8 protein-coding genes are annotated in these 13,431 nt (G+C 71.9%); 4 read left to right on the forward strand and 4 right to left on the reverse strand.

What is annotated here, in order from left to right; translation table 11 throughout:
• Positions 1–690: 690 nt before the first annotated feature.
• A complete protein-coding gene (locus tag ACGFRB_RS30870; RefSeq protein ID WP_393247757.1) occupies positions 691–4,662 on the forward strand; it encodes an SGNH/GDSL hydrolase family protein in 3,972 nt (1,323 codons plus the stop codon).
• Positions 4,663–4,767: 105 nt separating this feature from the next.
• Positions 4,768–5,157, forward strand: coding sequence for a hypothetical protein (locus ACGFRB_RS30875; protein WP_393247759.1), 390 nt, complete (start codon positions 4,768–4,770; stop codon positions 5,155–5,157).
• A gap of 201 nt (positions 5,158–5,358) precedes the next feature.
• Here ACGFRB_RS30875 and ACGFRB_RS30880 read toward each other — a convergent pair whose 3' ends face one another.
• Positions 5,359–6,783 carry a peptidase C39 family protein gene (locus ACGFRB_RS30880; RefSeq protein WP_393247761.1) on the reverse strand — a complete coding sequence of 475 codons (1,425 nt, stop codon included), beginning with the start codon at positions 6,781–6,783 and terminating at the stop codon, positions 5,359–5,361.
• 195 nt (positions 6,784–6,978) lie between these two features.
• Between ACGFRB_RS30880 and ACGFRB_RS30885 the strand changes: the two genes are divergently transcribed.
• Together ACGFRB_RS30885 and ACGFRB_RS30890 are read left to right on the forward strand one after the other, a co-directional pair.
• A complete protein-coding gene (locus ACGFRB_RS30885) occupies positions 6,979–7,710 on the forward strand; it encodes a hypothetical protein (protein WP_393247762.1) in 732 nt (243 codons plus the stop codon).
• A 338-nt stretch (positions 7,711–8,048) separates the two neighbouring features.
• Positions 8,049–9,962 (forward strand): AAA family ATPase, encoded by a 1,914-nt coding sequence (locus ACGFRB_RS30890; protein WP_393247764.1) that lies wholly within the window; start codon positions 8,049–8,051, stop codon positions 9,960–9,962.
• A gap of 179 nt (positions 9,963–10,141) precedes the next feature.
• Here the strand turns inward: ACGFRB_RS30890 and ACGFRB_RS30895 are convergent, their stop codons facing one another.
• The 3 genes from ACGFRB_RS30895 to ACGFRB_RS30905 all read right to left on the reverse strand — a co-directional run bounded on the left by ACGFRB_RS30895 (position 10,142) and on the right by ACGFRB_RS30905 (position 13,395).
• Positions 10,142–11,230, reverse strand: coding sequence for a hemolysin family protein (locus ACGFRB_RS30895; RefSeq protein ID WP_363010023.1), 1,089 nt, complete (start codon positions 11,228–11,230; stop codon positions 10,142–10,144).
• A complete protein-coding gene (locus ACGFRB_RS30900; RefSeq protein WP_363010021.1) occupies positions 11,227–12,567 on the reverse strand; it encodes a hemolysin family protein in 1,341 nt (446 codons plus the stop codon). The genes ACGFRB_RS30895 and ACGFRB_RS30900 overlap by 4 nt, the downstream gene beginning before the upstream one ends.
• Before the next feature lie 375 nt (positions 12,568–12,942).
• The gene (locus ACGFRB_RS30905) at positions 12,943–13,395 is read right to left on the reverse strand and encodes a PH domain-containing protein (RefSeq protein WP_363010019.1); all 453 of its coding nucleotides are present in this window, start codon (positions 13,393–13,395) and stop codon (positions 12,943–12,945) included.
• Positions 13,396–13,431: the final 36 nt, after the last annotated feature.

Here is a 13,431-nt window from a genome sequence, read left to right on the forward strand (position 1 = left end):
GCGTCCCGCACCGGCGGTCAGAGGCGGAATCAGCCAATGTGCCGAACGCGCCCCCTCCCACCCGCACCGCTGCCGTTCCGCGAGATCACCGGTCACGTGATCGGACATTCCGATTTCAGGTGAATTGCCGTCACAGCCTATTTTTTGCCATGTCTTTGATCACTCCTTAACGCATGGTGCCCCTGTGCCTAGAGTGAACGCGCGCTCAGGGGCTCGGGTCATTGCCCGGTCCCCGTGTGTCGCCGGGACGAGCGTTGCTGACGCAGTACCACACGCGGCAGCCTTCCTCCCGCCGCGCCGGCACGAGGAGGGACGGGATGTCATAGCCGCGCCGTAGGCGGCAGCCGTTACGGCCGAGCTGTTTCGGCCACCCCGTCCGCAGCCCGCCACGTTGAGCCGACGTCATTCCACGGAACCGGAGTCCGAGTTCCCTTGTCGGCCGGTTCTCCGCGATTCCGGGGGAGCCGCGTGCCGGCCGGAAGCAGCCTCAAGAGAATTCCGGCCGACCCCCCTTGTCCCTACAGCGGCCCTCTCCGCCCCATGACGCACGCGCCTTCGCGTCGAGCGGGCGAAGACTCCGCCGTGCCCGCGCACATTCCCTCGCCCCGCATACAAGGAGTCGACGTTTTGAGACGGGTCAGCAGATACACGTACGCACGCATCCCGATAACGTGCGCCATTGCCACCGCGATGGCGTTCGGCACGGCGATACAGGCGCAGGCCGTCGCACAGCGGACGCCGACGCCGCCCCCGAACGCCGCCGAGGGCTGGTCGGGCCCGGCCACGCCCGGCGTGAAGGCGGACGAGAACGGCAACAAGGACCGCGTTCCCGCCAAGGAGCGCGGCAAGGTGCTCGGCAGCGACTACGCCACGTCCGCCGACACCGCGTGGACCACCATCGGCGACGCCACCGGCTTCCACCTCATGACCGCCGACGAGGCCGACGGCTACCGCTGGAAGACCGCGGCGACCCTCCTCGAACCCGGGTTCTCCGACACCGACACCTGGATCGGCAACGCCTGCGTCACCGCGTCCGGCGACCGTGCCCTCGTCGCCTACGCGCCGCGCACCTTCACCAACAAGCCCGACCTCATGGCCCGGGGCGCCTTCACGGCCGCCGTCGACCTGAACTCGGGGAAGGTCACCAAGCTTCCGTTCCAGGCGAGCCTCGCCTACTTCTCGCCCGGCTGCGGCGACGGCGAGCAGGCGGTCCTGTCGCAGTTCACCGACGAGAACACGTCCGCCCGGAACGAGACCCGCCTGATCGCCGTCGACGCCCGTACGGGCAAGACGACGACGAAGACCACGGTGCGGGGCCAGGTCACCTCCGCGGTCCCGACCCGCGACGGCATCGTCGCCGCGCAGGGCAACGCCATCGTCCGGATCACCCCGAGCGGTACGTCCGAGCTGGTCACGCGTACGGACGAGACGCCCTTCAGCCTGTCCGTCACCAAGGACGGCGGCATCGCCTTCCTGGACCGTACGCACCCCGCCCCGGCCGCGAAGGGCGTGCCCGCCGGCGCGAAGCCCGCCGAGGCCGCGTCCGCCGGCAGCACCTCCGAGGTCAAGTACCTGACCCGTGCCCAGCTCAAGGGCAAGGCCGTCAAGGCCCGGACGGTCGCCGAGGGCAACCTGACGGGTATGGACCTGACCCGGGCCGCCGACGGAACCGCGATCGTCACCGGCGTGGCGAAGAACGTCGGCACCCTGCCCGCGAACGTGCGCAACCCGGGCGGGATCGACAAGGAGGCCACCGCCTCCACCACGGCACGCGCCATGGTCGAAGCCTCCTGGGCCGACGGCAAGGACACCCGGATCCGCCCCTCCGAATACGAGACGGCGCGCACGGTCCGGATCGAGATGAAGCACCTGCCCACCGGCAGCGAGCCCGTACTCGAGGCCAACCCTTCCGCGTCCCCTGTCGGATCGGACCCGGCCGCGGGCTCGGGTCTCTCCCCGGCTCTCGGCCTGCCGCCCTCCGCCGGCGGTGTCACCGTGGGCGGCGACAAGGTGCCGTCGCTCAACATCTCCGAGCCGGAGTCCGAGCGCACCTGTGCCGTTGAGCGGGGCAACCCGCAAAAGCAGGCCTTCCAGCCGAAGCCGCGGCAGATCGAGTGGGCCGTCGACCGGGCCATCGAGGGCACTCTGGACACGCACGTGTACCGGTCCGCCAACTGGAAGAACATGGGCATGGGCGCCTACGCGCCGCAGGCCCTCGTCGGCGGCCTCACCTCGCTCACCGGCGGCGGACGCATCCCGGCACAGGTGTTCCTCGGCATCACCGCCCAGGAGTCCAACATGTGGCAGGCCACCCGCTTCGCCGCGCCGGGCACCACCGCCAACAGCCTCATCGGCAACTACTACGGACTCATCCGCGACGAGCACGGCCAGGTCGCCGACCCGTGGGCCATCAACTGGGCCGCAGCGGACTGCGGTTACGGCATCACGCAGGTCACCGACGGCATGCGGCTGCCCGGCAAGCCGTACCCGAACGGCGAGGTCCGGCCGTCCAAGCCGCGTGCCTACCAGGAGGCCGTCGCGCTGGACTACACCGCGAACGTCGCGGCCGGCGTGAACATCCTCGCCGAGAAGTGGAACCAGACCCGCGGCGCCGGCCTCACCGTCAACAACGGCGACCCCAAGAGCATCGAGAACTGGTTCTTCGCCCTGTGGGCCTACAACTCCGGCTTCTACCCCCAGGCGGACGCGGGCAAGAACGGGGGCAAGTGGGGCGTGGGCTGGGCCAACAACCCGGCCAACCCGACCTACAAGCCCAACCGCACCCCGTTCCTGGAGAACGCCGTCGGCGGTGACGACTACTCGCACGCCGCCACGCCGCAGTACTGGCCGTACCCGGAAAAGGTCATCGGCTGGGCCGCGCGTCCGCTGGAGGCCCTGGAGTCGCCGGGCACCCTCGTCCACGGCTACCGGGCCGCCTGGTGGACCGATCCCCTCTTCCGCACCACGGCCAAGCCGCCGGTCAACCTGTTCTGCAACGGCTCCAACGAGTGCGACCCGAGCAAGATCAAGGACGGCGCCACGAACGACTCGCCCGCGACGGGCCCGTGCCAGCGCACGGACTACCGGTGCTGGTGGGCCACCAAGGTGGAGTGGAAGAACTGCGCCGCCGGTGCCTGCGGCTACGAGCTGTTCCGCTTCGACAACACCTACGCGGAGGAGGCGGACGGCAACTCCCACCCGCCCCGGTGCAGTTCCGGTCTTCCGGTCGGCACGCCCATCGTCGACAACCTGAACTCCGGTCAGCCGATCGCGGGAGCCGACTTCAGGCGCTGCTCGGACACCGCGCAGTCGTCCGGGTCGTTCAAGTTCGACTTCGCCTCGCCCTCGGCGAAGATGGACACCCACCAGCTCGGTGTGGGCTACGGAAACCACATCTGGTTCGCCACCACGCACAAGGCCGGTTCCGCGGAGGCGCCGCGGCTGAAGGTCACCGGCACCTGGACCGGCCCCGGCACCGTCAAGGGCTGGACCCGTGTCCTGGTCCACATGCCGAACGTGGCCGCACGGTCCCAGCAGGCCAAGTACACGGTCTCGGGAACCGACTCGCAGTCCCCGCACCGGGTCGCCCCGCAGCGCATCCGCAGCAACGAGTGGCGGTCGCTCGGCGTCTTCAACTTCACCGGCACCCCGTCGGTGGCCCTGTCCAACATCACCGAAGAGAACATCGGAGTCGACATCTCCTGGGACTCCGTCGCGTTCCAGCACCTCGACACCAAGCCCACGCAGGTGGTCGGCATGGGCGACTCCTTCGCCTCCGGTGAAGGCGCCGACACCGAGAACGGCAAGGAGTACTTCCGGGAGACGGACTACAAGGAGAGCATCGGCAACGACGAGGTGGTCAACAAGTGCCACCGCTCCAAGCAGGCCTGGGTCCGGCAGGCGACCCTGCCCGGCAAGTCCCAGTCCATCGGCGCCATCTCCGACGCGTACGGCGATGTCGACCTGAGCTTCGTCGCCTGCTCCGGCGCCCGGACCTTCAACGTCAAGTCGGGCGGCAAGAACCAGGACAACTCGCTGCCGCAGATGGATCTCGGCTATCTCGACCAGAACACGAACATCGTGACGATCGCCATCGGCGGCAACGACTCCCTGTTCACGGACGTGATCACGGAATGCATCTACGCGGCGGGCCTGAAGCTCTGCCAGGACGCCGAGATCGAGAAGCGGAACCCGGACACGGGGGCCAAGACGGGTGAGATGAGCGGTCCGCTCAAGAACTTCATGCCCGGCTGGATCGCCAATGAGGTCAAGCCGCGGATCGTCTCGGTGCTGGGCGAGATCAAGACCCGTGCGCCGAACGCCAAGGTCTACCTCGTGGGCTACCCTCCCCTGCTGTCCGCGAACGGCCAGTGCATCCCGGGCATCGGAACCGAGGAGGCGCCCTGGCTGAACGACGAAGTCGCTCCGAAGCTGAGCCTGGAGATGAAGGCCGCCGCGACGTCGGCCGGAGCCACCTTCGTCGACCCCGCCCAGGACTTCCAGGGCAAGGCGATCTGCGGTGACCCCGAATCGATCAACGGTATCGTCCTGACCGGCAAGGCCGAGGCCGACAGCGGCGGGATCGAGCCGTCGATGAAGTCGTTCCACCCGAAGATCTCCGGTGCCCGGCTCTACGCCAACGCCCTGGAACGCGCCCTGTAACAGCTGAAGGACACGCGCCACTTCGTGGTTCCGTCCGCACAGCCGGCGGGCCCCGACGCATCCGTGCCGGGGCCCGCCGGCCTGCGAAGAACAAGGGTTCCCGCCATGCCGTACATACGACTCGTCAAAGGCGCCCTCGCCGTCGCCGTCGCCACCGTGGCCTGTCACGCCCTCATGTCCGCCGGCTACGCGTGGGCCCGCGACAGCGCGGCCGCGAACGGGGACACGCCCTTGTCCGGCGCCTTCGAGTTCCTGTTCGTCACGGCCGCTTCCTGGGTACTCATGCCGCTCCTGCTGTGGGCCGGCATGCGGCTGCTGCGGGAGCGCGGCAACACCGTGCTCGTGGTCGTCGGCGGGCTGGCCTGGGTGGGGATCTCCGGGTACTGCACCGACGACATCGACCGCCCCGGCGGACACATGCCGGTTCTCGCCCTCGTCGCCTATGTGCTCGTCGGCACGCTGCTGGCCACAGTGGGCCCGCTCCGCCGGCGCTGAGGCGCACATGAGATCCACCCGCGTACGCCCCACACGGCCCGCGCGACGAGCGGTCCACCGCGGCCCCGCCGAACGGTGTGCCCCTCGGCGGGATATCCCGCCGGTTCGGACGACGTTCGGTCAAGGTCACGGTGGACCGGTACGGCCGCCTCATGCGGGGCGGCCGGGAGTGGTGCCGTCAGGACGCGGGAGCGCGACCCCTCACAGCACCCCGAGCGAGCGCAGCACCCGGTGCTGTGTGCCGGTCGGCTTGAAGGGCCAGTAGAGGTAGCAGACTCCACCCGAACCGCTTCTGACCTTGCCGTTCGCGTCGTAGCGCTTGGTGCGCAGCCAGATGTTCTCCCACTCCCGCCGGCGGTAGACGCGGCGGACGGCCTCGTCGCTGGGCGAGGCGGGGTCGTTGGCGATCACGTCGCCGTCGGCCGTGAAGCCGATCACGGTCATCAGATGGCCCGAGGTGCCGTAGCCCGCACCGGTCAGCTCCGCCTTCAGGAAGGACTGGGAGGTGATGACCGGGATGCCCGCCCGGACCAGGTTCTCCAGGTCGGTGAGCGAGCCCAGCCGGGTCACCACCGCGTTCATGTCCGGGTAGGAGGCGGCGTAGGCGGCGTTGAAGGGCCAGTTGCCGCAGCCCTCGTACTGGCTGTCGTAGGTGGACCGGGCGGCGTGGCAGACCTGGGGATCGGCGTACTCGGGGTTCACCCAGGCCAGGTCCTCCGGCGCGGGGTGGCGGCCCCAGTATTCGATGATCATCTGCGAGGAGGTGGGGCTGCACCAGGCCTCGCCGCCGTTGTCGTACTCGGGGTACTGCCCGACGTGGATGTTCTGCGAGTAGCGCGGCACGGTCAGCTCGCGGGCCGCGCCGGGCGTGGAGGCCGGCACCGTGAACCGGTCGGGGACGTCGGAGGCCATCGCGCCGATCCGCCACACCGTGGGGGTGAGGGTGGTGCCGGGCGTGCGGTGGAGGGTGAGCCGCAGCCGGTACGAGACGAGCCGCAGCCCGCTCGCCGGGTCGTCGACCGAGAAGGTGTCGGTCCAGATGGACGCCTTGCCGTCGCTCTGGTCGTCGACGGAGGTACGGCGGATGTCGGCGTCCCCGGCGGCCCAGCGGCCCATCACGAACCACGGCGTCTTGGTGCCGTCGCCGTAGGTGCCGCTCAGCTCCACCTGGATCCAGGTGCCGGCCGGGGTGTCGGCGTTCCAGGAGGCGATGACCTCGGTGGCCGGGACGGTGGAGGTGTGGACGGGCGAGGTCCAGCTCGCGTACTCCCAGGCGCTGGTCCGTCCGGTGTGCGGATCGGTGTAGTCGGCGGTGCCCGCCGGGGCGCCGATGACGAGACCGGGGCGGTGGCCGGAGACGGCGCGGGTGCCGGCGGGGGTGCCGCAGCGCCAGTCGGTGTACGTGTGCCAGAAGCGGTTGTCGACGAGTCCGGGTGCCGGGGCCGGGCCTCCGGCCGGGTCGGCCTGGCCGGTCGCGACGGTGGTGGCGGTCCCGGCGGCGGCGCGGGTGTCCCGGCCGGCGCTTGCGGCGGCGGCGAGGGCAGGGGTGGCGGTGGCCGCGACCGTGCCGGCGGCCGTCGCGAGGGCGGCGGCGAGGACGGTTCTGCGCGGGGTGGCAGGGGGCATGGGCGGGGACCCTCCAGTCGGGGTGGCGAAGGGACGGGCTGCGGGCCCCACTATCCCGGCTCCCGGAGGGCTTCTGCCAGCGATTCGGCCGGTGCCGAGCGAGCAATATTGGTCTGCTCCACTGGCGGCCCATGCCGCGCTGACCTGCGGCAGCCACGGCGGGGCCGCCGGATCCGCTCGCCTACCCTGGGGTCCATGGACGACCTCGACCGCCTGGCAGCCGAACTGCGCCGGCTCCCGCCCTCCTGCGGCCCGGTGCGGCTGGTCGCGATCGACGGCCACGCGGGCTCGGGAAAGTCGACGCTCGCCGCACGGCTCGCCGCCGCGCTCGGCGGCGCCGACGACGGCGGGAGCAGCGAACCCACCGGCCCCGGACCCGGCGGTCACACCGGCACCGGCGCCGGCCCCGCCGACCGCATCGGCGCCCGCACGGGCCCCGCCCCCGTCCTCCATCTCGACGACCTCGCCACCCACGACGAGCCCTTCGCCTGGACCGACCGGATGCTGCGCCAGGTGCTCGGGCCGCTCTCCCGGGGCGAGAGCGCGCTCTACTCCCCGTACGACTGGGACCTTCGCCGCTTCGGCCCGCCCCGGCCGCTGCCCCCCGCGCCCGTCGTCCTGGTGGAGGGCGTGGGGGCCGGCCGGCGGGCGCTGCGGCCCCATCTGGCGCGGCTGTTGTGGATGGAACGCGGCCCCGAGGAGTCCTGGGTGCGCGGGCGCCGGCGGGACGGGCTGGCGCTGTCGGATTTCTGGGACGGCTGGACCGTGGCGGAGACTCGCCATTTCGCCGGGGACCCCTCACGGCCGTTCGCCGACACCCTGGTGCGCGAGTGCCAGGAGGGGTACGTGTGGCGGCCCGGGCCTTCTGTGGCAGCAGGCACGCACCAGACCATCACGTACGGTGACAACTCACCGGCCGCAAACTGAGCCGTCGGTATTCCGCTTGCGCGAGTGCCTCAACTCGGCTTGACCCAAGGGGCGTACAGGTCTTACGTTCTCAATGTGCGGCTCGCGAAGCCGCCGCGGACGCGAAGCCCCCGGTTGTTCCCCCGTGATCGGGGGCTTCGTTCCGCCTCCGGGACTCACCGTCCGTAACCATCGGTGAACCAGCCATCGCCGCGTCGGGAACCAGCCGAGCGGCTTTTCGTGGATCCCCCTGATCGAGGGGATCCGCTCCTTCTCCCTCTTCAGACGCCCGTCCCGCCGGTACGATGCCCCTCGGTGTGGTCAATTCCCGTCCACGTGAAGACGGTTGTGGGGGACCGATGGATTTCGGCACACAGGGCGCGCACGCCCCCGCCGAACTCGCCTGGCTGCGCGGGGTCGACGCCTACACCATGGGCGCGTATCCGCAGGCCGAGGAGGAGTTCCGGACGGCGGTACGCATCGACCCCGGCATGGCGGACGGGTGGCTCGGCCTGCACGCGCTGCGGGTGGACACCACGACCGCGCTGCTGCGGATGTTCCGCCACCGGGAACGGTTCGGCGAGCAGCGGACGCGGCACCGGCGGACCCTCAACTCCTGGTACTGGCTGGGCTGGTGGGTGCAGCCGGTGCTGGAGACCCCGCGCGATCTGCTGCTCGCGCACGCCTCGCACTGGCTCGACGGCCGCCATGTGGCCGAGCTGGACCGGGCGTTGGCGGGTCTCCCACCGGTCGACACGGACTTACACGTGCGCTTCCTGCACGCCTGCCGGGCATATCTGGTCAAGGACTGGGAGCAGTTGGTCCGGCACACCGAGCCGCTGGTGGACGACCCCTTCCTCGGCATCGAGGCGGGCCTGTTCGGCGGCATGGCCCGGGTCCGCCTGGAGATGTACGGACAGGCCGAACCGATGCTGGCCGCCGCGCTGATGCGCTGCCGCAGCGAACAGCCGCAGCGCAAGGAACTGCGCTACTGGCTGGCCCGGGCCCACGAGGGCACCGGCCGGACGGCCGCCGCGCTCCCCCTCTACCGGGCCGTGCACCGGATCGACCCGGCGTTCATGGACACCACCGCGCGGCTGACGGCGATCGCCGAGTACGACGGTTTCGAGGGCCCGGACGATCCCCTGCCGGGCGCGCCGCTGTACGGCGGACTCGGCCAGGACATACCGACCGCCGCCGACACGGAGGCCGCGGGCGGCTTCGAGCCGGAGGTGCCGGCCGGCGACGGGCTGCTGGTCAGCACCGAGGCCGTACCCCCGTTCACGACTCCGGAGCCCCCGGAGCCCCCCGAGTTCGTCCGGCAGAAGGCCGCGGTGCCGCGCCAGCCGGTGCCGCCCCGCTTCCCCGCGAGCCCGACCGACCCCCGGCTGCTCGCCGACGCGCTGGAGCAACTGGAGCGGATGGTCGGCATGGAGCCGGTCAAACGCCAGGTGAAGGCGCTGTCGGCGCAGCTGGAGATGGCCCGGCTGCGCGCCGGGGAGGGGCTGCCCGTCCAGCCGCCCAAGCGGCACTTCGTCTTCTCGGGCCCGTCCGGCACCGGCAAGACCACCGTCGCCCGCATCCTCGGCCGGGTCTTCTACGCGCTCGGTCTGCTCGGCGGCGACCATCTCGTGGAGGCCCAGCGCGCCGATCTCGTCGGCGAGTACCTGGGCCAGACCGCGGTGAAGGCGAACGAGCTGATCGACTCGGCGGTCGGCGGGGTGCTCTTCGTCGACGAGGCGTACGCGCTCTCCAACACCGGCTACAGCAAGGGCGACGCCTACGGCGACGAGGCGCTCCAGGTCCTCCTCAAGCGCGCCGAGGACAACCGCGACCATCTCGTGGTGATCCTGGCGGGCTACCCCGAGGGCATGGACCGGCTGCTCGCCGCCAATCCCGGACTGTCCTCGCGCTTCACGACCCGGGTCGACTTCCCCTCGTACCGCCCGCTCGAACTCACCGAGATCGGCCGGGTGCTCGCCGCCGCGAACGGCGACGGCTGGGACGAGGAGGCGCTGGACGAGCTGCGCTCGATCAGCGGGCACGTGGTCGAGCAGGGCTGGATCGACGAGCTGGGCAACGGGCGGTTCCTGCGCACCCTGTACGAGAAGTCCTGCGCGTACCGCGATCTGCGGCTGTCCGGCTTCGCGACCACTCCGTCCCGCGAGGATCTGGCGACGCTGCGGCTGCCCGATCTGATGCAGGCGTACGGCGAGGTGCTGTCGGGCCGCGGCCCGGCCGGCCGCGGCCCGCAGGAGCCGCCGGGGATCTGACCCCGGCGGCCTCCCCGAGCCCAGGGCCCGTCCGGCGGCTCCTCCGCCCCGGACGGCGGCCCGGGCGCTGCCCCGGGCCCGGCCGGCACCTCGCGGACCGACCGATGCCTCGCGGACCGGCCGGCACCTCGCGGACCGGCCGGGGTTCCGGCTCGGCCCGCGAGGGCCGTCACCGGCCGTCAGCCCGCCAGGGCCTTCACCGGCCTCGGCTCCTGCCGCGCGTCCGGCCGCGCGGCAGGTGCCACGACCCGGTGGGCGGGGTCACGGACCTCGCCGACCAGCATCTCCAGGACGTCCTCCAGGGCGACCAGACCGAGCACCCGCCCGGAGGCGTCCGCGACCTGGGCCAGATGGGTCGCGGCCCGGCGCATCACGGTGAGCGCGTCGTCGAGCGGCAGCTCCGCCCGGAGCGTGGCCATCGGGCGCCACACCTGCTGGGGCACCGCGCGCTCCCGGTCCTCCAGGTCGAGGACGTCCTTGACGTGCACGAAGCCCATGAGGGTGCCGCGCCCCTCGGCGCGGACCGGGAAACGGGAGTAGCCGGTCCGTACGGTCAGCTCCTCGATCTCGCGCGGAGTGGCCGACGGGGAGACCGTGACCAGCGCGGCGGCGGGTATGAGGACATCCGTCACCGGGCGGGTACCCAGCTCCAGGGCGTCCTCCAGACGCTCCTGCTCGGCCGGGTCGAGCAGTCCCGCCTGGCCGGCGTCCTCGACGAGCCGGCCGAGCTGCGCACGGGTGAAGACGGCCTCCACCTCGTCCTTCGGCTCGACCTTGAAGGCCTTGAGGACCAGCCGGGCGCAGGCGCCCAGCGCGGTGGTGACGGGCCGGCAGATCCGGGCGAAGCCGACCAGGCCGGGGCCGAGGAGCAGCGCGGTGCGCTCGGGGTCGGCCATGGCCAGGTTCTTCGGCACCATCTCACCGATGACCAGGTGCAGCACGACCACCACGGCCAGCGCGATCACATAGCCGAGGGGGTGGATCAGACCCTCGGGTACGTGGACGGCGTGGAAGACGGGTTCGAGCAGCCGGGCCACGGTCGGCTCGGCGACCGCGCCGAGCGTCAGGGAGGCGACGGTGATGCCGAACTGGGCGGCGGCCATCATCTGCGGCAGGTTCTCCAGGCCGTGCAGGACCTGGCGGGCGCGGGCCCCGCCGAGCGGTTCGATCTGGCTGCGGCGGACGGAGACGAGCGCGAACTCGGCGCCGACGAAGAAGCCGTTGGCCAGGACGAGCAGGACGGCGAACAGCAGGGGCAGCAGACTCATCGGACCGCCTCCGCGGCGACGGGCACCGGGGCGGTGCGCATGAGGCGCACCCGTTCGGCGCGGTAGCGGTCGACCTGGCGCACCGAGAGGCGCCAGCCGGGCAGTTCGGCCCGGTCGCCCGGGGCCGGGATGCGCCCGAGCAGATCGGCGACGAGCCCGGCGACCGTCTCGTACGGTCCGTCGGGCACGTCGAGCCCTATCCGGCGCAGGGTGTGCACCCGGCAGGAGCCGTCGGCCTCCCAGATCTGGGAGCCGTCCTCCGAGGGCACGGGCGCGAGTTCGGGGCGCGCGTCGGCGGCGGTGTCGTGCTCGTCGCGGACCTCGCCGACCAGTTCCTCGACGATGTCCTCCAGGGTGACGACGCCGGCGGTGCCGCCGTACTCGTCGACGACGACCGCGATCGGCTGCTCACGGCGCAGCCGTTCGAGCAGGGCCTGGACGGGCAGCGACTCGGGGACGAGCAGCGGCGGGACGGCGATCCGGCCGACCGGGACCCGGTGCCGCTCGTGCGGGACGACCGCGAGGGCGTCCTTGAGGTGGACCATGCCGACGATCTCGTCGATCCGCTCGCGGTAGACCGGGAAGCGGGACAGGCCGGTGGCCCGGGTGAGGTTGAGGACGTCGGCCGCGGTCGCGTCGGACTGCAGGGCGCTCACCTTCACCCGCGGGGTCATGACCTGGTCGGCGGTGAGCCCGCCGAGGGTCAGGGTCCGTACGAAGAGGTCGGCGGTGTCCTGTTCGAGGGTGCCGGCCTGGGCCGAGTGGCGGGCGAGGGAGACCAGCTCCCCCGGGGTGCGCACGGAGTCAAGCTCGTCGGCCGGTTCGACGCCGAAGAGCCGGACGAGCCGGTTGGCGACGGTGTCGAGCGCGGCGATCACCGGCCGGAACAGGGCGGAGAACACATGCTGCGGGCCGGCGACGAAGCGGGCCACCTGGAGCGGCCGGGAGACCGCCCAGTTCTTCGGCACGAGTTCGCCGACCACCATCTGCACGGCGGAGGCGAGGAGCATGCCGATCAGTACGGAGATGCCGGAGACAGCGCCGGCCGGGAGACCGGTGGCGCCGAGCGGCCCGTCGAGCAGCCCGGCGATCGCGGGCTCGGCGAGCATGCCGGTGACCAGCGAGGTGATGGTGATGCCGAGCTGGGTGCCGGAGAGCTGGAAGGACAGCTCGCGCAGCGCCGTGACGACGGTGCGGGCACGGCGGTCGCCCTCGGCGGCGGCGCGCTCGGCGTCGGCCCGTTCCACGGTGACGAGGCCGAACTCGGCGGCCACGAAGAAGCCGTTGGCGAGGATCAGAAGGAATGCCGCGACGAGCAGCAGAAGGGAGACGATCATGCCGCCGCCTCGGACGAGGGGGCGGCGCGGGTATTACCGGACGATCCGTCCATTGCTGGAGGGAGTCACTCCTCGGGTCGAAGGTCGGCCCCGCGGGCCGCCGGCGGGCGGCCCTCACACGCGAGGCGGTGGTGCGCTCGGCACCACCGCCACCAGAGTAGTCACGCACGCCCCGTCCCGGGCAGGGGGTCGGCTCCGGATGGGGGACGGATCAGGGTTCTGTACGGGGACGGATCAGGGTCTCCCCGGACCCGGGTGCCCGGGACGGGGCCGGGCGCGGCGGGCGGACGCCGGGATCGGGCATGGCGGCCGGACGCCAAGGCCGGGGACGCGGCGGCCGGGGGCGGGAGCCCGGCGCGGGGATCGGACCCGGGGTCAGGAGGTCTCGCGCCCGGTGCCGTGGCTGTCGGCGAGGGCGCGCAGCGCGCGGGCGTCCTCTATGGCCCGGCCCTTGGCGATGCCGGGCTGGATGCCGAGTACCGGCATGCTGGTGCCGTCGCTCAGGTCGAGGAACACCCAGGGGTCGCCGGGGCGCAGGTTGACCCGCAGGATCTCCGCCCACGCGAGCCGCCGGACCCGGGTGATGTTGACGACCGTCACACCCTCCTCGTCGGCGACGACCTTGGGCCGGCTGAGCATGACCAGGACACCGGCGAAGAGCGCGGCTATGAAGACGAAACTCGTCCGCTCGCCCGGCGACAGCCCCTCCAGCATCATGCCGACGGCACTGATGACGAGGAACATCGCCACCGCGGAGGTCAGCAGGACGATCCGGGTGCGGGCCGGCCGGAAGGTGACCGGGAGGGCGGGTGCGCTGGTGTCGGTCATGCGGGTGATCCGGCTTTCGGTGCGGGCGGGACGAGC

This window comes from Streptomyces sp. NPDC048718 (assembly GCF_043198875.1).
Taxonomy (GTDB): domain Bacteria; phylum Actinomycetota; class Actinomycetes; order Streptomycetales; family Streptomycetaceae; genus Streptomyces.

Bases quoted from the DNA above. Each gene is read 5' to 3' on its own strand.
- ACGFRB_RS30870 (WP_393247757.1), top strand. From the start codon at position 691: ATGGCGTTCGGCACGGCGATACAGGCGCAGGCCGTCGCACAGCGGACG.
- ACGFRB_RS30875 (WP_393247759.1), top strand. From the start codon at position 4,768: ATGCCGTACATACGACTCGTCAAAGGCGCCCTCGCCGTCGCCGTCGCC.
- ACGFRB_RS30880 (WP_393247761.1), bottom strand. From the start codon at position 6,783: ATGCCCCCTGCCACCCCGCGCAGAACCGTCCTCGCCGCCGCCCTCGCG.
- ACGFRB_RS30885 (WP_393247762.1), top strand. From the start codon at position 6,979: ATGGACGACCTCGACCGCCTGGCAGCCGAACTGCGCCGGCTCCCGCCC.
- ACGFRB_RS30890 (WP_393247764.1), top strand. From the start codon at position 8,049: ATGGATTTCGGCACACAGGGCGCGCACGCCCCCGCCGAACTCGCCTGG.
- ACGFRB_RS30895 (WP_363010023.1), bottom strand. From the start codon at position 11,230: ATGAGTCTGCTGCCCCTGCTGTTCGCCGTCCTGCTCGTCCTGGCCAAC.
- ACGFRB_RS30900 (WP_363010021.1), bottom strand. From the start codon at position 12,567: ATGATCGTCTCCCTTCTGCTGCTCGTCGCGGCATTCCTTCTGATCCTC.
- ACGFRB_RS30905 (WP_363010019.1), bottom strand. From the start codon at position 13,395: ATGACCGACACCAGCGCACCCGCCCTCCCGGTCACCTTCCGGCCGGCC.